Origin of the sequence: Paenibacillus provencensis (assembly GCF_042678545.1) — a bacterium.
Classification (GTDB): domain Bacteria; phylum Bacillota; class Bacilli; order Paenibacillales; family Paenibacillaceae; genus Paenibacillus; species Paenibacillus provencensis.
Genome location: NZ_JBHTKX010000008.1, coordinates 67,193 through 88,898, shown reverse-complemented (window position 1 = coordinate 88,898; position 21,706 = coordinate 67,193). Strand labels below are relative to the sequence as shown.

General features: G+C 40.0%; 18 protein-coding genes. 17 read left to right on the top strand and 1 reads right to left on the bottom strand.

Going from position 1 to position 21,706, the window contains the following annotated elements; translation table 11 throughout:
- Positions 1-141: 141 nt before the first annotated feature.
- From ACFQ3J_RS24670 to ACFQ3J_RS24605, 14 genes are all read left to right on the top strand, one after another.
- A complete protein-coding gene (locus ACFQ3J_RS24670; protein ID WP_090727556.1) occupies positions 142-1,017 on the top strand; it encodes a hypothetical protein in 876 nt (291 codons plus the stop codon).
- Positions 1,017-2,177: a replication-relaxation family protein gene (locus ACFQ3J_RS24665; RefSeq protein WP_090727558.1), complete on the top strand. Its 1,161-nt coding sequence runs from the start codon at positions 1,017-1,019 to the stop codon at positions 2,175-2,177. The genes ACFQ3J_RS24670 and ACFQ3J_RS24665 overlap by 1 nt, the downstream gene beginning before the upstream one ends.
- Positions 2,178-2,350: 173 nt before the next feature.
- Entirely contained in the window at positions 2,351-2,623 is a 273-nt protein-coding gene (locus tag ACFQ3J_RS24660; protein WP_090727560.1) for a DUF1292 domain-containing protein, read from the top strand.
- A gap of 300 nt (positions 2,624-2,923) precedes the next feature.
- Positions 2,924-3,385, top strand: coding sequence for a hypothetical protein (locus tag ACFQ3J_RS24655; RefSeq protein WP_090727562.1), 462 nt, complete (start codon positions 2,924-2,926; stop codon positions 3,383-3,385).
- Positions 3,382-3,954 (top strand): NYN domain-containing protein, encoded by a 573-nt coding sequence (locus ACFQ3J_RS24650; RefSeq protein WP_090727563.1) that lies wholly within the window; start codon positions 3,382-3,384, stop codon positions 3,952-3,954. The genes ACFQ3J_RS24655 and ACFQ3J_RS24650 overlap by 4 nt, the downstream gene beginning before the upstream one ends.
- 115 nt (positions 3,955-4,069) lie before the next feature.
- The gene (locus ACFQ3J_RS24645) at positions 4,070-5,551 is read left to right on the top strand and encodes an AAA family ATPase (RefSeq protein ID WP_090727565.1); all 1,482 of its coding nucleotides are present in this window, start codon (positions 4,070-4,072) and stop codon (positions 5,549-5,551) included.
- 73 nt (positions 5,552-5,624) lie between these two features.
- Positions 5,625-7,583, top strand: a complete 1,959-nt coding sequence (locus ACFQ3J_RS24640) for a hypothetical protein (protein ID WP_090727566.1) — start codon at positions 5,625-5,627, stop codon at positions 7,581-7,583.
- A gap of 186 nt (positions 7,584-7,769) precedes the next feature.
- Positions 7,770-9,032, top strand: a complete 1,263-nt coding sequence (locus tag ACFQ3J_RS24635) for a hypothetical protein (RefSeq protein WP_251584334.1) — start codon at positions 7,770-7,772, stop codon at positions 9,030-9,032.
- A gap of 728 nt (positions 9,033-9,760) precedes the next feature.
- Entirely contained in the window at positions 9,761-11,245 is a 1,485-nt protein-coding gene (locus tag ACFQ3J_RS24630; protein WP_090727569.1) for a hypothetical protein, read from the top strand.
- Positions 11,246-12,052: 807 nt separating this feature from the next.
- Complete coding sequence (locus ACFQ3J_RS24625; protein WP_090727570.1) at positions 12,053-13,408, top strand: hypothetical protein; 1,356 nt, start codon at positions 12,053-12,055, stop codon at positions 13,406-13,408.
- A gap of 185 nt (positions 13,409-13,593) precedes the next feature.
- Positions 13,594-14,070: an LNS2 domain-containing protein gene (locus ACFQ3J_RS24620; protein WP_090727571.1), complete on the top strand. Its 477-nt coding sequence runs from the start codon at positions 13,594-13,596 to the stop codon at positions 14,068-14,070.
- Between the two features lie 179 nt (positions 14,071-14,249).
- A complete protein-coding gene (locus ACFQ3J_RS24615) occupies positions 14,250-14,699 on the top strand; it encodes a hypothetical protein (RefSeq protein WP_090727573.1) in 450 nt (149 codons plus the stop codon).
- A 125-nt stretch (positions 14,700-14,824) separates the two neighbouring features.
- Positions 14,825-15,496, top strand: a complete 672-nt coding sequence (locus ACFQ3J_RS24610; protein WP_139237032.1) for a hypothetical protein — start codon at positions 14,825-14,827, stop codon at positions 15,494-15,496.
- A gap of 12 nt (positions 15,497-15,508) precedes the next feature.
- On the top strand, positions 15,509-15,664 hold the full coding sequence (locus ACFQ3J_RS24605; RefSeq protein WP_170862568.1) for a hypothetical protein: 156 nt from the start codon (positions 15,509-15,511) through the stop codon (positions 15,662-15,664).
- A gap of 54 nt (positions 15,665-15,718) precedes the next feature.
- Here the strand turns inward: ACFQ3J_RS24605 and ACFQ3J_RS24600 are convergent, their stop codons facing one another.
- Positions 15,719-16,744, bottom strand: coding sequence for a hypothetical protein (locus ACFQ3J_RS24600; protein WP_090727575.1), 1,026 nt, complete (start codon positions 16,742-16,744; stop codon positions 15,719-15,721).
- Between the two features lie 309 nt (positions 16,745-17,053).
- On the opposite strand from ACFQ3J_RS24600, the gene ACFQ3J_RS24595 reads away from it, so the two are divergent.
- The 3 genes from ACFQ3J_RS24595 (at position 17,054) to ACFQ3J_RS24585 (ending at position 21,099) form a co-directional block, all read left to right on the top strand.
- Positions 17,054-17,194 (top strand): hypothetical protein, encoded by a 141-nt coding sequence (locus tag ACFQ3J_RS24595; protein ID WP_170862569.1) that lies wholly within the window; start codon positions 17,054-17,056, stop codon positions 17,192-17,194.
- Between the two features lie 116 nt (positions 17,195-17,310).
- The gene (locus tag ACFQ3J_RS24590; RefSeq protein WP_090727577.1) at positions 17,311-18,645 is read left to right on the top strand and encodes a 5'-3' exonuclease; all 1,335 of its coding nucleotides are present in this window, start codon (positions 17,311-17,313) and stop codon (positions 18,643-18,645) included.
- A 351-nt stretch (positions 18,646-18,996) separates the two neighbouring features.
- Positions 18,997-21,099, top strand: a complete 2,103-nt coding sequence (locus ACFQ3J_RS24585; RefSeq protein ID WP_090727578.1) for a GTPase domain-containing protein — start codon at positions 18,997-18,999, stop codon at positions 21,097-21,099.
- Positions 21,100-21,706: the final 607 nt, after the last annotated feature.

Sequence of the window (21,706 nt, the reverse complement as noted above, 5' to 3'; positions counted from 1 at the left end):
AACTATCATTAAAGTAATCAAATAGACCGGAACGGGGAAGCACCTCGCACACTAGGCATTTTGCCTGTGTCGAGGTGCTTTTTCTATTTTCCGGCAACCTTTTATATTCTAAAATTTTATAAAGAAAGAGTTGATTAATTAATGCGTACAACAGAACAACGTTTCGAAAACGTAAACGAAGAGCAACTTGCGTGGGCGGATCTTCGAGAGTCCCATCGTGTAAATCAAGTGCTCTACGCTGAAGCAGTTGGATTAGAAACTTTGGTATTTGGTGAAAAGCGTGAAGAAATGCTTAAGCTTTGCTACAAAGGTGTATATGGCTATCTACCTAAGACACGAATTGATAACTACGAATTCAAGGGTCTACACCACTTTTTGGGTAAGGAATTCGAATTCGTTGTCGAGAGTATCGATCGCGAAGATGGTGAGAGCCACTGGTTTCTCGCGAACCGTATTGTCGCCCTGGATGTTTCTGCAAAGCGTTTCTGGCGTGTAGCTAAGGAAGGTTTTGTGGCTGTTGGTTTCATTCGTGGTATGGACGTTTCAAATTTGTACCTACTGGTTGAAGGTGTTCCTGTCGTACTGAACAAGAAAGAAATAAGCTGGTCGTTTATTGAGGACTGCCGGTTGGAATTTGAAATTGGAGACACTATCGATGTAAAAGTTCTAAAGGCTGAGGCTCCTACTGCTGAAAATCCAAACGGACTGCTGGAAGTAAGCGCAAAGGCTCTTCTTCCAGATCCTTGGCACAAGATTGCCCATTTCAAAGAAGGAAGTTCCTACTCCGGAACGATTACTAAAATACACTCTGAACATGGTGTATTTATAGAGCTGGTACCGGGATTGACTGTCCGGACGAACTTTCCACCGAACGCATCACCTGATGTCCTGCAAAAAGGAAAGAAAGTCTCAATCAAGGTGTTAGAAATCAACCATCAGCAAAAGCGAATGAAGGCCATTACAATCATTCCTAATAAAGCAATTAGTGCCGGCAGACGAGGCAGAAGACTCGTCTGATGAAGAATAGCGCATTGGGACTTAGTTTTGAAGGCTCTGAGCATCCTGAGCGTGTGGCGAGAGGGACATCTGCTCCCTCTCATTCACCACACGTACTTACATTAGTTCCTCCGGAGCACAATCCTTATGGCCAGGATTCACCGAATGACATTGGTGAAATGTTGTTACCGGACGGCTCGAAATTCGGTTTGTTCAGTGATCCATATGCCTCTCAGGTATTTGTTAAAGCGAACGAGGGGATTCGTAATGGACAGTACTGGTTAGCAGAGAAGTTGAATGATGGGCATTTTCGTGATAGAGAAATCAAGCTACTCGACCTACTTTCTACCATTCGAGTCGCAACACGGAGCCAAATCCACCGAGTATTAAGAGATGACCCAACAAAAGAAAATGATAATAGCACTTTTGAGTTCATCAAAAAGTGCCGTAAAAGCGGGATTATTTGTGCTTTCTCATGGGTATCTCCTCTGCAGGATGAGCGTAAAAAGCCAACTGTATATGCCTTGACTCGCACAGGTGCTCAAGCAGCAGAAACCTTGTTTCAAAGAAGGTTGCCGGATAAATTTTGGCTTCAGCCTATCGCTTTTCCACCAGGACGATCCCCCTCTATGGATGTGTTCTTTCTGGATTTGATTGCAAACGAGCTCTACAGTGAGCTTGTTAGCATTGATCGCTTGACGGAATGGACTCGTAGACCACCGATAAAAATTCCGGGCACAAACTCAAATCATTATCCTTACGCCTCATTTAAGGTCATTAAGAATAGAAACGATTTTAAAGAGTTCTGGATTGAAGTTTTCAGACCGACTCGAGATTGGGTAAATAAGACGATTGTTAGGTTCGAAAGGACAGAACTCGCTTATAAATCCTTGCCGGAGCATCATAGACCCAACCGTTTAATTTTAATTGCAGACGGAGACAGCCGCATTAAAACTCTTGCAGAGCTGGCTCAAATATATATGCCGAGTGTGGAAGTTCGCTTCAGCACCGACGAACGTATTCTTTCCGGAATTGGTCCCGACACTTTTATATCCTATAATTTCGAAAAAAATGTTCTTGTACGAAAGTCTATTCCGTACTTGCAGCCAAACTACTCAGGGATGACTGCTTCACAGTATTATGAGTCGCTGCAGCCGAATATAGAAGATGATGACATCTAGAATCAAGAAGATTTATTGGGAAGGGGGGAAACCCCTTTCTCAATACGTTCTTGGTCTAAATTATTGACAGTTTCTCACTTTATAACTTAAAGTGGATAGATAATATTAACTTTTGACAATTATGCACCGTTGTGCTGATTAAGTATATTCTTTAGAACGGGGACTGAGAAATTATGAGCACAAGCTCACGCCATGAAAACTTTCCAGTTGATTTAATTATCATTAGTGATCAGCTGGACAATCGGACCAAGTTAAAATATTTGAAGATGTTCTATATTGAAACTCAAGGTTATGTTGTTGCAAGTACTGATGAGTCCTCGTATAACTTATTTAAAGTTGTAGAGATTGAAGAAGGGAATTCGGAGCTTCACGACATCGACAATGACGATGAATGGGACAAAGTCAATGATTATCTGTTAACTCACTACAAAGACGTTCTTAATTAAATCGGCTCTATCCCCTGCTGGCCCATCCGGGCCACTTTTCATTCCAACGCTTATCATTCAAATAGATTTATGGTATTATTTAGTTATACCGTTCTTCATTTTTCTTTTACTGGTCCCGCCACGCGGAAGGACCCATTCTAACTTACATAACAAAACCAACAAGGAATTACTGTGTCAAAATCCATCTATTTATAGATGCCTAATTACAATTGCTCTTTTTTCGAGTTGTAATTTTGGTTTCTGTGAATGGGTGGTTTTTTTGTTTTTAACCTATTTCGATTCGACAGGAGGAAACCAAGAGTGATACTTAAAAAAGTAATGATGACCTGGGATCAAATTCTAGAACTACCTAAACCATTGTTGTTTGGTAAAGGAAGTGTAAGAGCTAATCGCTTCGATCCTACGAGGGTCTATTTGGAATTTTCCAGTGTTGAGGTAGTAAACATGCGAAATCTTTATCGTCAAATCAAAATCTGGCTCAAAAACGCACGTTGTGTATCGATCCAGTTTACTTATGAGGGAGATCTGCCAACGAAAGAACTTAAACGTCTGCGCTTTTCTCGCTCCGCTGACAAGATTTGGCGTTCACCACATGAGAATCTAAGCATAGCTGCAATTCCTGTTGTCAATGCCGGTACTTGGATTTTGTCTGTTGAAAACAGGAAGGATAAGTTGGGTGTCCCCGTTGATGCATCAGATCTCTCATCGTTATTCTCCTTTCAGCTCTCCATTGATGTAGAAGGGGAGGTCATTTCGTCATGACTATAAAAGCAGCTATCCTAGTAGACGAGATCAATGCAATACATCAACTGCATTCCATGAATATTCAAGGAATTCGGCCATGGGTTTCGTTCTATGAGGCAGTTCATTCGGTACTCAAGAGCGATTATGGAGATGTAAATTGCGAGTATCACTTCTATGGAGCCATTCCACCTAAGAAGCTTGATGAGAAGCGTTATTACGATCGAACTCGCTTTTTTGATGCTCTGAAAAAAGATGGTATCCATACCCACAAAGGGATCTGTCAGCCCGATCCAAATGGTAGGTTGCAAGAAAAAGGAGTTGATGTACTCGCTGCACTCGATATAGTTGAATTTGCCCGCGAACAGTACGATATTTTATTTATCTTTTCGGGAGATGCTGACCTTGTACCAGCTGTCGAGAGAGCTCGTAAATACTCAAAAGTGGTTGCAATCATTAAAGAAGATTGGCCAGCAAGGTATATGCGTGAAAGCGTTGATCGCGTAATTCCACTAGATATATTGATCGAAGTGATTGATAAGGCCCATTTGGTCCCCAGAATAATGAAAGGGAGTAAACAGGCTGTTTAGATGATTGAACAGAAAAAACGAATTAATGCGCATGCAGAATGAGCCAGTGTGATCCTCCTATGAGGTTTGCATTGGCTTTTTGATTTTAAACGATATATTTCGGAGGGAACAGATCATGACAACTACAACTAAGCGTATTAGAGCTTCCATTACCAAACCACTCAATCCTATGACCCTGCAGACAGCTATGATGAAGTTGCCGCAAAAAGTAGAACAGATCGAAAAAGCAGAATATGACCGAGCAGGAGTTCAAGTTTCTGTAATTCGAATCCACTTTACTAGTCTTAATGTGCCTGGTTATGTGGTGAGTGATGAGCACGGGGGCGCTTTCTATCATTACTGCGAAGATAGTGCGTCAGGGGCTAGATGCAACCATTTTGCATTTGCTCAAGCTATAGCAGAAAAACTTGGATGTCTAATGCAGAAAACCTATCACGCGAAAGATCCGAGTGACTACGAGCATTTGGTTAAGGACGCCACAACCTATGATGACGTCTCTTTAAACTTCAACGTGGTTCCACCTGTCCCGGTAGGGTCTTCTGCAGCGGCGAGTTCTGCTACTCCAATTTCTTCGTCGAATCCAATGATTTCGACATCAACAGCATCTCCGATCTCGACCAAGCGTAATTGGAGAGATGGCTTCAATGAAGTTCTATCTTACTTGAAGGACGAGAATTTTCCTGCGTCTATGATTATGGATATTAATGAACTGCGCGAGTCCGTATTCGATAAGGTACAGATGACGACGATGGCTACAGAGCCGGTAAAGCCAGAAATGCCTTACATGGGAACATTTATTGCTCGTGCTTTCCGGCACATTCTGAATGGCAAAGATCTAATTCTAATCGGTGAAAAAGGTTCCGGGAAGGATACGTTGATTGCAACCATCGCATGGGTGCTCGGCTTGCCGGTTTATTTACAATCAGGAAATGCAAATGAAAGTAAGGAGAGCATCGTTGGAGACCGTTCCTTTGCTAAGGGGGAAGTCTTTTTCGACCTATCTCCATTTGCTACTTCGGTACAATACGGAGGCATCTCCAACTACTCGGAATTGAATATGATTCCAGGACAGATTACTGCAGTATTCCATCCCGTCCTTGATGAAAATCGACAACTTCCAACCTTAAAGGGCTCGATTCAACGTCATCCGCATCATCTTTTTATTGGTTCGATGAACGTGGGTGAGCAATACGCAGGTGTAAGCTTGACGAATGGCGCTTTGATGGACCGTTTTGCGGTCTTAGAGATGCCATATTCGCTGGAGTTTAGGGAATTGTTGATCAAGAAAACAGGTTTGACGGATAATTATACATTAACCTTCTTGGAAAACGTGAAGAAACAAATAGATGAGCTGATTACAACGGAAGGGACGGGAGAACGTTCTAAGACCATTCGTGGCTACATCGGCGCGGCGCAACACTTCAAGAAGTATGGTACGAACTTAGAGATGAAGATTGAAGCGATTGAGGATTTCATCCTGAATCGCACTGAGGATAAAATCGAAAAGATCAAGATTCGCGACGGGCTTCGTCAAAGTGTTTTTCCTGACCTTCCAAAAACGAAGGAAGAGGAAGATTACGAGAACGGAGCAATCTGATTAATGACCAGAGGGGGATGATTCAGTTCCCCTCCATTTCTATTTAAAAACTCAGATATTGGGGGAATCCACTATGGCATTACCAGTTAACTTACTCCCGTCGAGGGAAGCGATCATTAAAGACAGAGAGCGGGAGCGATTACAACGCTACCTGTTCATCAAATTCGGACGAAAAAAATTCAACATGTATTGGACAGATTTGGAGACCTCCTATACCAATTATTCTGATATATATATTAAGTACAATCTTCAGACCCCATCTCATCAATCCTTTACCATGGATGAACTTCGAATGCTGCGAAAAGGCCACGCTATTCACGAGCGAGGTCATATTGAGTATGACGTAGCTGGCGTTACTTATAATTGGAGAGAGCAAAACGTATCCACTGATAGGAAAGAGTGGGAATCTAATGATAAGTACCCCATGGGATGGTTGAAATACTTCTCTGGGATGATGGTCGATGTACGTATGGAAAACTTCGTAATCACCGATTTGCCTGAGGCAAAGCAATACTTTGACTTTTGTAACTACAAATGGCGCTTCGGTATCCGAGGAGAGCATGCGGGTGAAGACCGCCTTCATGATTTCCGCGAATGTTTGGCAAGCAGAGGTTTCGGCCTGATAGATATACCTGATTGGCATCCCGAGGCCATTGCTTTGACTGATAGCGTTATGGATATGGTCGAAGACGTAAAATTTAGTAAATCTACACAGGAAGGTATGGATAATACGACACGTATTGTAAAGTCTGTGTGGCCAACTTTGTGGGATTGGATGGTCCAAGATGAGCAAGAAGAAGAGAATCCTCAAGTGGATGAATCTGGGCACGACAATTCGAGTTGGGGCGATCCGGATGAGGTTCAGCAAAACTCTGATCGCGTTGTGGTTAAAATGCAGCTGAAAATGCAGAAATGCGTTGACCAGAATGAGTCTGAATTAGAAGTAGGTGATGCAGATGAAGACGGAGCTCTCCAAGAAGAATCCGATCTTGATCAAGAACCAGATTTCAAATCGACACTGAAATCATTGAATGCAGAACTAGCAGCTGATGAAAACGCTGCTGACGAGGAAACCGGACCTTATAAAGCTCAGCAAATCAACGTCACTATTGACGAAAAGAGAAAAGGCAAATTACCTCATTCAGATCATGTGGTGTTAACCCCGTTTTATGAACATAACGTACCTGAGTACAATAGGATTAAAGCCGAAGTGCAGCGCCAAATCCAACCGGTGGCTGCCGCCCTCAAAAAACTGCTGGATCCAACACCTGATCAGCGTTATGCTAATCAACGATCTGGGCGCTTGAATGTATCCAAGGTATGGTCTGCATCAATCATGGATGACCCAAATGTATTCATAAAGAAGGTGAATGGCACTCCTGCTCAAGATGCACGAATTTTAGTTCTTGACGATTGTTCTGGCTCTACCCAAGGGGAGTTCCTTCCTGGGACTAGCAGGATTGAAGCAATGAAGCGAGCGATCGTGTTATTGTCTGAAGCAACGCAGTCTGCCAAAATTCCAACAGCTGCTTACGCCTTTACAGACAGTGACTATGTTCAACATGAGAATGGAGAGGTCCAGTATCCTGTCCCAGACGACCAATCGATTCCTGAAAGAGCGGTTATTAATCATGCATCTATTGTATTTCCTCTAAAGCCGTTTGGGAAGCTCACGGACGTGGAGAAAGGATTCATTGGTGGTTTAGAACCGCAAGTTGGAAACCGTGATACTATTGCACTTCAATGGGCAGTAAATGAATTAAGAAGGTATCGGGAATCCATTCGTCTACTAATTGTTCTTTCTGACGGACAGCCTTGGTTTCAGGAGGGGGAAGACGAGAATACAATGAAATCCATTGTACAACAAGCGCAACAAAATGGTATAGATGTAATCTGTCTTTTCATTGGATCAGGATATGCTTTTGAAACTGTGAAAAAAATGTATCCTGGCGGTGCCATCTTCGTTTCGAAGAATCTTGCAAGGGATCTTTCACAAAATGTCATGCAAATCATCAAACGTCGTAGAAGATAGTTGACGATTTATTAGATTTATTCTAATATTAATGTTAATTAAATAATGAACGCAGGAAGCACCTGCATGGAATCGTTTAACGAGATTTCCATGTAATGGTGCTTCTTTTTTTTTTCGATAATAGATTTATGTCTTCAGTGCGTTTACAATATGAAGGAGAAATGAGGAATGAAGGTGGATAGAGAAATGTCAAAATTCAATGACCTCATCTCCAATGAGATAGACGCCTTGGCCAAAAAGAAACTGGACATGCTGAGCTGCCGCATTGAAAGTGAAAAGATTGATCGAATGATTGAATCCGATCTCCAAAAGGTAGCTAAGGGACTAATGAATAGTAACCTTCACGAGCTAAAACCGGTACTCGAGAAGTTCAAAAATAAAGAGAATGAGCTTCTAAAGAGATTTATAACGATCCAAGGCGCTGGTCAAAAAATAAGTGATGCGGAACATCTTGAACAAATCCGCTACGATCTCATTATAAAAACTATCGAGCTTACGATCCAATTAAAACGTGAGTATCGAAAGCAATACAATTCGCACATTCTTGAAAAGAATCTTATTCAAGGCGGTGTCTTTTTATCAGGCACACCCCATGCTGTAACAATGAACAAATTAACTGGAGGCGACATTCTCGAGTTAGAAAGACGTGGGTTCCGACCTATGATATATAAGAATGACAACGGGGCGCTTCTGAACTCATATGACACGAGGGTATTAGTAGGTTTATTTAAACTTTGGCTGAACCAGGGGAAAAACAAACAGATCCAGTTCGAGTTCAAAGATTTAGCTGAAGCTATGGTTACTAAACCATCCGGAGGAGAGTATCGCCTGATTCACAAGAGCCTGAAAAATATTGCGGCTACCTGGGTTGAATATAAAGAATACTTTGATCCGAATTCTTCAAAGTTCTACTCTGCTACAATTCAGCATCGTCCGATCAAGAGTTTGGCTTGGATTGCACGAACCAAGGAAGAAGAAGGTGGAAAAGAACGGGCTGCGATTGTATCCTTCCACGATGTTCTTCATGAGTCACTCCTTGCAGGTAACTATGTTTTCATAAACATGGTAATCTTTAATGAATTGCCTACTTCCTATGCAAGGATGATCTATTTGAAAATCCTTGATGCTATTGAAGATGGGACTTCCACATTTGACCTAGATGTGTTGATTGATCACATCATCTTAAAGGATGAAGAGGATACGAAATTTAATCGTGCACGGACAATACAGACTATTGAAACTTCGTTTCGCCATCTCTTGGATGCCGATGTTATTACCGCGTTCAATTTGTGTAAAACAGGTAGAAAATATACTCACATCGAGTTTGTAGCGTCAGACTGGCTTCAAGGCCATAAAGCTACGTTAGGAACGGAACCCGAGAAAATGTCGGTCCTGGATAAGCCCCTGCAACTTACAATGCTCGATATAGCCGTTTCAGCTTCAAAATAAGATTTGAGGTCAACTGTAAAATATTCGACTGCAAGGTCTAAGCTCTAATGCAACAACCTTGCAGTTTAAATTATTTACTAACCATACATTCTACTCCCTATTTAACCATACATTCTACTCCGTAATTCTCAGTATCCATACATTTTACTCCGTCAAAATCCATACATTCTACTCCGCTTTTCGCCATAAACCATACATTTTACTCCGTTCAATTTTTATTGATAAAGAAAAAGTCGATTAATGTGGAAAAATATTATCAGAATTTTTAGGGAGTAGAATGTATGGTATAGGAGGGAGTAAAATGTATTTTACACGGAGTAGGATGTATGTTCATGGGAGTAGAATGTATTTTACGCGGAGTAGAATGTATTTTTAAGTGTACAATCGGTCTACTTCATTAAATTACCATACATTCTACTCCGATTGACCGATATTGGGGTAAATGTTAATGTCGAAATAGGTTAAAAGCTGACATTTGATATAAAACAAAAAACTTCCGTGCCACCGGAAGTTTGATGTGAGAGATGTGTACCACCACATGTCTCATAAATAAATGTACTAGACCAATGGCGTGCCAGCCTAAATTGATCTCTGCAGCCTTTAACTTCCAATCGGATGTTAAGGGTCTCCTTTAGTTTTGTCTTCTAAAGGAATGATACCAAAATATCCCGCTTTACGTCTACAATCTGAGCATTTTTTTACATATTCTTATGAGAGGAGGTCCAATTATGACGGATGTAGTTTTTGAGTTCACACAGCCCAAAGAATCAGGGAAGAAGGATATCGCACTAACTGATGGATTTATAGATGCTCTGTTCTCCATCTCGGAAAAGATCCATGCCAGTGAGAAGTTCAGAACACGAAGCAATGGTGTTAGTCGACTTGTTTGGCATGTGACTGAAGCTGATTTAATGCTTATGGTTACACTTCATGTGTGCTTCAATTCCGAAGGCAAGCTCCAAAATGTATCAAGACATCAGATTTACAAAAAACTCCATGAACTTTACGAAGATCCATGCTGTGATGATCAGTTCTACATCGCATTTGAAAAATTCGTTAAATTGGGCCTCATTCAAGAAAAGGTAACTGGGGTAATTAGTGAGTTTTCGCTTAATCACTTTATTAATCCTGAAACCAATAAAATTGGACGTATTGTTGTAGTAAATCCTTTTGTGTTTTCGAAACAGTTCACGGATTTGCCGATCTCTGGGCAAAAGTTTGTATTCGATCTACTTCGGAAGCAGGGCAATCAGAAGGGGAAAGATGTCTTCTATTGGTTAAACAAAGAGAAGGGCATCTTGAAGCAGCTGCACAAGCGCCATGTTTATGAGCTCCGGAAACTCTTAGAGCTTCTTTCTAACACACGTATTTCTGACGAGCCTCTTATTAAGTCATGGAACATTGAGGGTAAGAAGGGTACAACCTCAGCAAAATTAACCTGCTTAATTAATGACTCCTACATAAGCGAATACGTCCCAGGAACCCAATATCGGGATGTCCTTCATGGTAAAAGGACACACCGGAGGATTATTCGTCATCTTCAAAAACTCTTATCCGAGAATCTGATAGGAGAATTCGAGTTAATTAATAACGGAAGCGAATTTTTCCAACTTGTTCGTATGCTGAGAGGTAAGAGCTTTAAGTATATTCGCTATGTAGTCGAAAAAATCCGAGAATTATACGAAAAGAACAGAATTTTTCCAACGAATATTTTAGATTTCATCCAAGATGAATTGCGCCATAAGGGTATGGTAGCTTACCTCGAGATCGCTAAAGCTACCGGAGTATATAAATTTATTAGTCCAAGGAAACTCGAAAAGGGTCGACTTTTTGAATTTGCATCCGCTGTGAGTCATCACAGTCTACGCTCATTCGAAAGAATGTGCAGAAAAAGCATAGCAAAGCTCGAACAAAACTATACTCGTCCAGCAGCTTATGATCACACCGATTACGCTAATTTCTCAGATTTAGATCATTATATCGACACTGTTACACTCCGCAGTTATGCATTCTCATTGGAGAAATGTCCTAATAAGTATCAGGACATTGAAATCCAGGCATTAATAAAAGTGGAGAATGGAACTGATCCTTATGAAGTTCGAAAATGGATGCAGAATCAAATAGAAAAACTTCCTTCATGGACTTTGATTCCTGATGTGCCTCATGACTTTAAGGTTGAGGAATTCATCTTAAAGAATATCCAACTTGCCTAGCCTTCGTTTTGAAATTTAAAACTTGAGGGCTGTTTGTGTTGTATCTTCACAAGTCTTAATTTAGTATCATCGGTACTCGAAGTAATGTTGTGATGCATGCAATTAAATATACAATCTCAAACGGATCCCATGATCCTATTTTTTTTGCATAAAATCAGTTAAATACAGAATTATTGAAAACAACACAGGTATCTATTCAGCTAAATACAGAACCAATATTGTTGATAATAAGAGTAAGTTAATTAAAAAATACAATTTCAGATAAATACAGAATTATAGTTGTTGATTGATCCATTATTATATGAATAACAAAGTGATCCAGTAGCAGCAGGACTTTTCTCACCAAATAGGCTTCGGATCTGAAATATTATTCTGTTTTTATGTCATGAATTTTTTCTTCTTTCTGTAATTTTGTATATCTAAAAGATGATTCTCTGTATTTTTCTGTTGATAAGTAGATTGTGATTTGTAGAATAAGGGTTAGAAGCGTTATAAGTAGTTCATTCTTTTATTTATTAGATCTTTCATTTAATAGTTACTACAGCATGACGGTATATCAGTACTTCATGTCTTTAATAATGAAATGGAATATGCTACAATTACCTCATACCTTTTTTATTTATTTCCAGTCCTAGCATGCGCACAAGGGCCATTCTAACAACATTGCACTCCTCTTTCGAGTGACCAACCATGTCTCTTTTAGACAATAATCCCTTTTTATTAGGATTAGAGATTGGTCATTGGAAAGGGCAAGTGCATTTTTTTGTGCCCTACAACCCAAACATCATTCAATAAGGAGGAACAGAGATGACAAAATCAATTAGCCAGGCAACCATTGATGAAGTGAAAAGTGTCGGTGTCTATGAATTAGCGATTCAGATGGGGCATATTGTCAAAAGTGGTGGATCCAGATCATGGGTTACTTATTGTCCAAATCCTAATCATGGCTACGAGAAAACTCCGGACACTTATATTAATAAGTACAAAGGAAACTTTCAGTGTTTTGGTGGAGGTGGATGTGGCTGCAAAGGAGGAGATGCAATTACATATTACTCCTGGAGCCAATATGGTGAGTGGGATAGTAAAAGGAATTTCTTGGATTGTGTGATCGGGATTGCAGATATTATGGGGATCCCTGTCATTTACAATGATGGCTCTTCGTCTGCTCATGAAGCAAGAAGGGATGTCTCAGTCAGAAGCATAACACCACGTCCTGCTATCGAGGATGTAGAACCCCAACCTGACGACGTTTGTGATCGTGTCTATCGTCGTTTTTTATCTCTCTGTCCACTTTACGAGGAGCATGTGAATGAGTGGCGTTCCAAGAGACAGTATACTGACGAGGAGATTGTCTCCATTGGATTGCGTTCTATCCCAAGAGAATACCCAGAAATAAACAGCATTATTAAGATGCTCCTATCCGAGGGTTATAATTTGGAGAGAATACCGGGTTTTACACAGAAATTGCGTAGAAACGGAAATTTTGAGAACCCTCGAGACTGGTACTGGACCATTGCTGCAATGGGTAAATATTTTATTCCAGTTCGTAATGAACTTGGCCAAATTATGCGTTTGAGAATATCGACTGGTAACGGAAAAAGGAAATATTTATGGTTCTCTTCGGGACCGAATATCGAATTTGAGAGTGATCCGATGAAAATGCGTAAAGGAGGAGCTTCTTCTGGTGCTCCCCTAAACATCGTTCCTCCAAATACAATTTTGAAAATTTGGGATCCAGGTGAAGAAATTACTTCTTACATGGGCCAACCAGATCTTGTGGTAGCGACCGAAGGGGAGCACAAGTCGTACTTTTCTGCTAATCGGATTACAAAGTACAAATCAATCTTGATTGGGTTGCCAGGTGCCGGTCAATACAAAGACGTTATCCCTGCTCTAAAGAGGTGGGGTGCGAAGAAGTTAGCGATTGCGCTTGATATGGATGCTCTTGTTGCAAAAGATAAAGAAGGTGGAAAAAACAAGATTGTCTTTGATAATCTTGTGGAATTCGCGAAATTGGCTATAGAGGAAGAGGGCATTGAGGTTGTTATTTGGTGCTGGGATCCTAATGTAGCTAAGGGACTAGATGATTTACTCATGGCTAATGAGTCCCCTGTAGAGATTGACTTGCGGAACAAATCTAGACGCCCTGTACAAGTCGCATAGACTAAGATCTAAGAGCTAATCTAAATATAATTGTGCTAAGAGAAGGATATTAATACTCTAAAACATAGGCTTCTACGATTCTCTTTTTGAATAATCTGTTATCAGAGATTTAAGGTTTATCCAGGACATACTTGGATAAACCTTTTTTTATTTCACTCTATTCATAAAAAAGGGGCGAAAATATAATGCATATTGCTTTAGTTGATATTGATAATACGATCTGCCAAACAAATGAAAAGATATATACCAAAGTAAACAGAATAGACGTTGATCCGCTATCACTACCTCAAGAATTCTTCATGAACAATCCCGATGTATATCTGGATGCAGAACCAGCACTAGGAGCTGCGGAGAAATTGAAGGAGTTTATAGAACAAGGCAATCATCTTTTTTACGTGACTGAGCGTGAAGCGTGGACAAAAACAATTACAGAGTTTTGGTTTAAAGAACATAACTTCCCTAGACTACCAGTCATATACACTGATGATAAGCGCAGGGCAGCATTACGATTAAAGGCGACCCTGTGTATTGAAGATGACCCTTGCGAATTGCAGACGTTAATGGATTTAATCCCTGCACTTGTACCCGCAAAAAATTATAATAAATCATTCGAACGAAGATTTAAGGATTGGTCATCTCTCAATTTGACGAGAGTTGATTAAACACCTGAGCAGATTAGTTTGATAAGGTACTTCGACTCGTACAAAAGAATTTACACACTACAAGCTATTAAACAACTCGATAAGAGGTATCAAGTCTGTCTTCGGACGACCATCCCGCTGGGGAGTAACCTCCTATCGAGTTTTTGTTCTTATATTTTCCTAAACAAGGAGTGACAAGCATGAATAAGTTTAATATTAGAGCTATTGAATACGAAAGAACTGCAGTAAAAAAGTTGAAGAAGCAGGGTAAACTGTTCACTTGCACTAATAATGAAAATTACATCGATAAAGTGGACAACAAATTTATTTATTTTCGAACGAAAAAAAGCACGAATGCCAATAAGGTCCCAAGGGAGCTGATCCGGAGGGCGATTGCTTACCTATTATATAAACGAAGTGTAACACGCCAGCAGTTGGAGAAATTTAATCATTTTAATTCATTCATTATGGGTTTCATTCGGTTAGCACTTGTAGATATCAAGCAAATTGCACGTCTGCAAGTTCTTGCGACACGGGCACATCGAATTGTAATGAAGGGGATCCGTTTCTTCTTCGCCGGCCTCGATCGTGACCCAGCCATGATGTATATGATCAAAGAATATTCACAGGCACCAGGGAGCTGGTTCTGATGAGTTATTGGCATCTACGTCATGATACTCATGAAAATTGGAAGAAGAATGCCCGGAGATATAAATGTAAGGTGCTATTGGATTCAGGTGAATTTTCGTACTACAAGGCAAGAAGAACACTTAGAATGGAACAACGTATTTTATCAACAATGATTGAAGGGACCCAACAATGGAAACAACAACTCTATGTTGTGGAAGAACAAGCTCGTAAGACGATTCCTATATCCATAAAAGAGTATGCAACATTTGTGAATAAGCATCGAGACATTTTGTTTGGTTGCTTCAATCTTGATGTTGTGGGCGACCCTTGTAAGAGCAAAATCAATGCCAATTATCTTCGTTCTAAAGGCGTAAACCCGATTGAGATATGGCACCCTCAAAGTGGTTTTGATGCGCTAGGCAAACTCGTAGCGGAGGACCATGAACTGTTGGCTATCGGAGGAATGGTGTTTCTAAGCGAAGAGGAAAGAGTCCGTATCTTAGATAAGATTTTCTCCTTGTATCCGGATCAGCCATTTCACATCCTTGGCTGCAGCTCACGTGCATTGTATCGGTATCCAATTCATTCTAGTGATTCGACCGGTCCAATTATGGGGAGAAGATATCTTTCTCTTATAACGGAAAACGGACATGAGAAGGCGGACCAAGATCATGATTGGCATGACTGGACAGAGGATGAAGCGCTTGTCTTCAATATTCATCAACTTTCAAAATTGGAGGAGGCCTACGAAGGTGTGCAAATTGAACTTGTCAGCCCTCCCGCGATGCATACTGGGGTGCAAATGAGTATTTTTTAAGGGGGATGGAAAATGATAGAATTTATTAAGACGTATTATATTGAAATCGCAGCGGTTATCGTAGGATTATACTTATTTCTAAAGGTGAAACGAGTGTTGCGTAAAATTCTGGGTATTATCTTAAGTCTAGCTGTCATCGCAAGATTAATTACACTGTATACCATTTGAGTTTATAAGAAGCCCCGTCCGAGAGGACGAGGCTTCATTTTTCGTCTAACGTATTTATCCACGATTTCTGAAAGCAATAATTTTCCCATTAGAGGTTTGTTCCAGCACTTTGTTTTTTTGATCGATTTGAGATCTCCATTCAGCTTGCTGTGCTTCAAGGGATTGAACCATTTGATCTGTCCATTCCGGAATTTCTTTACTTGGGAAGGGGGGAGGAGCGAGTCCGGTGCTCTTAAACTCCATTTTAACAGGAACAGTTTTCCCGGATAATTCATAAGCAAGTCGTTGCCTCTTCTCGCAATCAGCCCTCCAAGCAAATAAGATTGATTCTCCATATGGGGAATCGGGGAAAAGCTCTCGCCAGGTCACTCTGGGCTCTTCCATTCCGAATTGATGCACGATCAGTTGATAGGTCTTTGATGGGTGAGCGAGCCTAATTGCATTAAGAATTTTGAATGTCCTGGAGAGAAACAGGACTTCGAGTGGTATAAATGCTTTTCCCCAACCACTAAATAATTCATTGACAGATGGATTCAAGTTTAGCATTCCTACTACACCAAAGATTATCATGATGGTATTTACGACCAGCTGAGAGAAAAGCGGCTGACCAAGGATTTTCCTTAGAGAAGGTTTTGCCTCCGGATCAACAGAAGAAAATTTCGCATTGATATATATACGTTCTCTAAAGTCTGCTATGACAGTCTTGTACATATCATCGAAGGCGTTGCTCTTCTTGTCATCTGTCGTTGCCCCAGGAGGGGAAAGTAAGTATAGCAAGTGCAGTGGTGCAATATAAGGCGTGTTCTTCCACCGTAAAAACTCCAATTCGTAATGCCGCTTTCGAATGTGTTCCACCGACTTGAATAATATATCTGATCTCATAAATAGAAAGGAGATAATGATGACAAGGATCCAATCCCAATATTCCATGAATACGGATGCTAGCATCTGGTTGTATGTGCTAAACGGGTTTATCGATCCAGAAAATAATTGAATAATAAAGGTAATGGGGTAGGCAGCAACTGCCAGTATTAAAGTAATTTTAAGCAAGAGCCATACTGGTTTCATTGCTTCACTCATTGTTCTCACCTCATTGTTATATGTGATCCTATTATACAACCTCACGGAGGGTCCAGCACTCTTTTAGGGGATAGACTTTTTCCAAGATCTTGTGATAATATCAAGTCATACCTTAACTTACTACAGTTTATTTCCACTCGGCGTCATGCGACTTAACCGAGCTTTCTAAAATTTTGTTTTTTCTGACTGTGAATCGCGTTTTAATTAAAACGACCAAAGACACTCTATTCTTAGTAGTGTCATTAATCCTGGTTCTTTTAATTTTTACGCGATTTTTTGCGTTATCTGAAACTAAAGGAGTTATAGCAGATGAAGAGTTGCTACGAGTTTGAGCTTCGGAAATTGATTATTACTTATGGCATCGAGTTTGTGTCTTATATGGTTGAAAAACTGTGGAACACCCCTCAAAATGAGCAACCGAGCTTGAAACAGCTTGTTGGCGCCGAGTAAGTGTTCAAGAGGATCTTTAAATGCTTCGTATTTGAATTTGAGTAAGGGACTTATTGCGAATCACAACGCAAAAAGTCCCTTTTTTTATTTCGAACTTTAAATTAAGGAGGAGTTATATGATTGTAAATATTGGCGTATTGTTTTCTCCCGTTGGTACAGTCTCTAGCACATTTACTAGTTTGGCTAGCTTGGTAAAACAGATTCCTTCGTCAGCAGGGAAGGTCACTAATGTGGAATTGGATAATTTTCGGTTCAAGGTTCAGTTAAGTGATGATATTGATGGAGATCAGCAATTCAGCGTCACCCAAATAGGTGAGTTATTCGAGTTATCATTGGCAGGACTTTCTTCTTCAACGCTAAGAGCTGCCTTAAATGATCTGGCTAATAAGCTAAGGTCTGAGCAAATAAGACAGGGAGCAATCCTGGATGTGAAGACATTGAAATTAAAGGATATGAAGCTCTCTGTTGAACTCGACAAATCACCTTTTCAGGTGAAAACATATAGCCAGTCCGTTAAGAAAGCCCAGGTCATGAATGAAAAATCGGTAATTTCAAAGGATATCATGAGATCGAATAACAGATTGCTGTTGGTTGATGCAAGCAACTTAATTAGTGCTTGTTACTTTGCCACCGCTTACGGGAAAGAGGAAAAGGATCTAATGAAATCCTCTACTGGTGTGTACACAAATGCGATTAAAGCTTTAGTAGACCGTTTTATCAGCATTGTACGCATCTATGCGCCAACTCATGTGGCCATTGCTGTTGATGAAAAGAGAGAGCTTCTGCTGAGGCGTGAGATTTATCCAGAATACAAAGCCAACAGAGATGGAAAGGAGAAACCTCAATCCTTGATTGATCAAATCAAATTGTCATATGAATTGTTTGATGCGATGAATCTACCTCAAGTTAAAGTTGATCGAATGGAAGCAGATGATGTTATTGGTCATTTTGCTAAGAGATTCATTGCGGAGGAACGTGGTGACGTTATTGTACTTAGCAATGACAAGGATTTGTTCCAGCTGTTAGATGGTAACGTGACTCAAGTTTTGAGTCAAAACGTAGAAATGACCAGAGATGCCTTTCTTGCCAAGTACGATGGACTCACCCCAGAACAATTTGCTGACTTTAAAGCACTTTGTGGTGAGGACAGCGATAATATTCCTGGGGTTCCGGGGGTTGGAGAAAAGACAGCAACTAAACTTCTAAAAGACTTCGGTACTGTGGAAGAAGTTTTATTAAACACAGATAGTCTGAAAGGAAAATTGAAAGAAAAGCTGGAACAATTTGCTGAGGCAGCTCATATGAGCAAGCAGCTGGCAATGCTCTATACGGATTCGTCAGCACTTCAGGACATCAACTTTGATGAACTTGTAATGAAGATTAACAAAGAAGGTATGCGGAGTGTTCTAGAGGAATTAGAAATAAATATTTCTAAAATATCAGCTGCTTAGTATTTCTTTTTGAGAAATGGGAGTGTTTTTCTCTACAGGGCAGTGCTAATGAAGTATAAATGTAATTGTAAAAGTCTTGATCTGGTGGCGAATGTTAGCTTCAAAAAATTTTATTTTGGAAATGTTTGTTGACATGTACAGGTGGTAATCAGTATATTGGAAATAATTTCATATCGCATCAGATTCAGAACGCTGCGCGGGCCGCAGTATTATGTTCTGTAAGTCTACTTCGAACAGACTTTGATGGCCGGTCTTTTTTATGGGCATAGTCTGTGTTTTTCAGACTGTGCCCTTTCCGTTTTCATTAAATATCATCGAAGGTGCGCCGTGAAAACATCCTAAGGAGGTTTTATGGTGTTAGCAAATTCTTTTGAACTTACTCTAGAACGTATTAAAGAATTGCTTTTTAAGCAAGCAAGTGCACCTGTTATAGCTATCGCTGGGCCATCGGGTAGCACGAAGTCGACAACGTTAGCTGAGATTTTGGTAGATGAATATAAGAAGCTCCTCTCTCAAAACATCGGAAGCAAGCAGACAAGTTTATTTGATACCCTCTTAATGTTGAACTCTGAGATTGGAGACGGTAAAGTCATCCTTCAAATTAAAACAAAATCTACGGATAAGATAACATTTAAACATCAAATCGAACAGGCCTTTGGTGCGTATCTATACGCTAACAGAGATGACTTGGATGATCTGGTATTCGATGAAACAATAATTAAACAAGTGCTAGACCCAACAAACAGAGCCTATCATTTTTATGAACATATAGTTCAGCAAGCAGGAGAAGTTTTATCTGGTGGAAATCCTTGTCCTACAGTGCAACAACTTCAAGAAGTTCTCTTCAAACTGTATAAGCAAATTTCTCCGGATTTCCTAGATCGTGTTCGCCAAAGAGAGAAAGAATCGAAAACTATCACACCAAGACCAAGAAAAGAACTTCTCTACCAGCTTGAAATCAGTAGCCAGCTTGAGCAACATCCTACGCTAATGGAAAATTATTACGATTGGTTTGATCAACTTCACGATTATGTTATGAGTCAAATCAAATCAATTTGTAAAGAGGTCGAATCTGGGACCTATATCTTTGTTGGAGAGGTCACTCAAAATGAAGTGCATGACTTAGTGAAGAAGGCTTATAACAAACAAAGTCCATATTCAATCGCAGTAGAGCAGTTCGCTTTTATGGTAAAGCCTAGCACAGAATTCAGTAAGCTTTATGAGGAAACCTATAGAGAACACCAGTATGAGAATAAAATTCTACGTCTCAATATTTTGGATACACCAGGTCTTACCCAAGTTTCGGAAGACAAATCAGATATTCAAGATGCATTGGAACGCGTACTGAATATGAACTTTAATGCTTTAATGTTTCTTTGCGGGAGTAGCAGATCTACAACGGAATTCATGATTTCTCAAGAGTTACTGATCAGTTCTAAGAAGAGACTTGATAAACGACCATTATCGTTCGTTCGTACTAAAGCGGATACTGTGATTGATTCCGCACTTCGAGAAAAGTCTCGGTCTATTACCGGTTCTGGACAGCTAACTCCAGATTTCATAGCACAAGAAGCTGAAGCTGCTTACCAGGTACTTATTGACGAGGTTGCCATAGACAATGAAATATTTGCAAAAGTAGGGATAACTCCAAGTATCGCTGGTAGGCACGTTGACTTTATATGTATGGAGCTTGACCGATTAGGGATAATTAATGATCATCTGAGTAAAAAAATCACAACCGATAAATTGTATCGCTTATTAATTGACTTATCCTTAACTGTTCATAATATGTATTCACCCGCACCTAAAGACGGCGTCAAATATTGTGTTCAAAGTGAACAAGCGGATCAACCGGCTATGCAGATCAATATGAATGGGTACATGAATAAAATAACAGATCAGTTCGCTCAAAAGATGGTCCAGCTAAATGAGAGGCATAAAAACTCTTACCTCAATTATATAGAGACAAAGTATGCCTTCCATGGCAGATCGGTTAGTACTTATGTATGGAAGCATCGTAACGGTATAGGCCATACAACTAACGCAAATGTTTACGAAAATTTTAGTCTCCATATCTGCAGTATGATCGAGAGGTGGATGAATGAGTTTTTCTCGGGTTGGAAGACAGACTTTGATATTGACTTCTCCAACCTCAATCCAATTCATGGTTCTGGCCAAGCTGTCATTAATGAAGCGCGGAGCGCTCTAACAAAGCAATTTAATCTGCATAGGCACCAAATTGTGCGGTCGATCGCGAAATCATTCAGTTATGATTTACTAAAAGAACCCTTTGAGATGTGCTTTTTGTATACTTCATCGGATAGTGGATTTAGAAAAAGCATGACCCTGTTCAATAAGAAATACAGTGATTTTGAATACTGGAAAAACGGAATTGAAATGTGTTTGAAAATTGAGCTCGAAGCATTACTAGCTAAGATGTATCTTTACGAATGATTAAACAAACAAAAGCGCTTTGCTCCTCATGGACAAACTAGAAAGGCCAGCGTGGGTTACAACCACTGCTGGCTTAATTTGTTCATTTAGTAGCTGGCCCTGTGAGATATAAAAAACTCATTTTAGGATGTTTTCAGACGGATATGTGGGGTATTAACCATTATTGCACTGCGGTTGTCTAAGCTTTAATTTACGGGAGTGATGATTCATGCGGCTCCATCTACTTTTTATAGTCTATACGAGGAAATTTAAAATGTGATATGATGCTTATATACCATACGTTTCTCACATTTTTTTCTCTCTAGCCAGCGCAGAAGAGAGCATTTTAACACTTTCAATGCACTTTTTTAAGTGACCAAGGTTAAATGACACACCACACGTGTGTACTTTTTCTGGTTTCTTGAAGAAGTGCTTTTTTGTGTTTGTTTACTTTTTCAAATGCTGGTAAAAATCGTGCAACGTATTTTATATAAATAAATATATCTTGAAGGAGTGATTACACAATGAATTCGTTAATCGTGTTTTTAATGGTGTATGTGGTTTTGATGGTCCTATTCTTCTTTTTGTATAAGATGGACTACCAAAAGGGGCGAATCTCGACTGGTAT

What these genes read in the sequence shown, in the direction of transcription:
- ACFQ3J_RS24645 (WP_090727565.1), top strand. Translation starts at nt 4,070, where the DNA reads ATGACAACTACAACTAAGCGTATTAGAGCTTCCATTACCAAACCACTC.
- ACFQ3J_RS24660 (WP_090727560.1), top strand. Translation starts at nt 2,351, where the DNA reads ATGAGCACAAGCTCACGCCATGAAAACTTTCCAGTTGATTTAATTATC.
- ACFQ3J_RS24605 (WP_170862568.1), top strand. Translation starts at nt 15,509, where the DNA reads ATGATAGAATTTATTAAGACGTATTATATTGAAATCGCAGCGGTTATC.
- ACFQ3J_RS24670 (WP_090727556.1), top strand. Translation starts at nt 142, where the DNA reads ATGCGTACAACAGAACAACGTTTCGAAAACGTAAACGAAGAGCAACTT.
- ACFQ3J_RS24640 (WP_090727566.1), top strand. Translation starts at nt 5,625, where the DNA reads ATGGCATTACCAGTTAACTTACTCCCGTCGAGGGAAGCGATCATTAAA.
- ACFQ3J_RS24590 (WP_090727577.1), top strand. Translation starts at nt 17,311, where the DNA reads ATGATTGTAAATATTGGCGTATTGTTTTCTCCCGTTGGTACAGTCTCT.
- ACFQ3J_RS24610 (WP_139237032.1), top strand. Translation starts at nt 14,825, where the DNA reads ATGGAACAACGTATTTTATCAACAATGATTGAAGGGACCCAACAATGG.
- ACFQ3J_RS24665 (WP_090727558.1), top strand. Translation starts at nt 1,017, where the DNA reads ATGAAGAATAGCGCATTGGGACTTAGTTTTGAAGGCTCTGAGCATCCT.
- ACFQ3J_RS24600 (WP_090727575.1), bottom strand. Translation starts at nt 16,744, where the DNA reads ATGAGTGAAGCAATGAAACCAGTATGGCTCTTGCTTAAAATTACTTTA.
- ACFQ3J_RS24635 (WP_251584334.1), top strand. Translation starts at nt 7,770, where the DNA reads ATGTCAAAATTCAATGACCTCATCTCCAATGAGATAGACGCCTTGGCC.
- ACFQ3J_RS24615 (WP_090727573.1), top strand. Translation starts at nt 14,250, where the DNA reads ATGAATAAGTTTAATATTAGAGCTATTGAATACGAAAGAACTGCAGTA.
- ACFQ3J_RS24595 (WP_170862569.1), top strand. Translation starts at nt 17,054, where the DNA reads ATGAAGAGTTGCTACGAGTTTGAGCTTCGGAAATTGATTATTACTTAT.
- ACFQ3J_RS24625 (WP_090727570.1), top strand. Translation starts at nt 12,053, where the DNA reads ATGACAAAATCAATTAGCCAGGCAACCATTGATGAAGTGAAAAGTGTC.
- ACFQ3J_RS24650 (WP_090727563.1), top strand. Translation starts at nt 3,382, where the DNA reads ATGACTATAAAAGCAGCTATCCTAGTAGACGAGATCAATGCAATACAT.
- ACFQ3J_RS24630 (WP_090727569.1), top strand. Translation starts at nt 9,761, where the DNA reads ATGACGGATGTAGTTTTTGAGTTCACACAGCCCAAAGAATCAGGGAAG.
- ACFQ3J_RS24620 (WP_090727571.1), top strand. Translation starts at nt 13,594, where the DNA reads ATGCATATTGCTTTAGTTGATATTGATAATACGATCTGCCAAACAAAT.
- ACFQ3J_RS24585 (WP_090727578.1), top strand. Translation starts at nt 18,997, where the DNA reads ATGGTGTTAGCAAATTCTTTTGAACTTACTCTAGAACGTATTAAAGAA.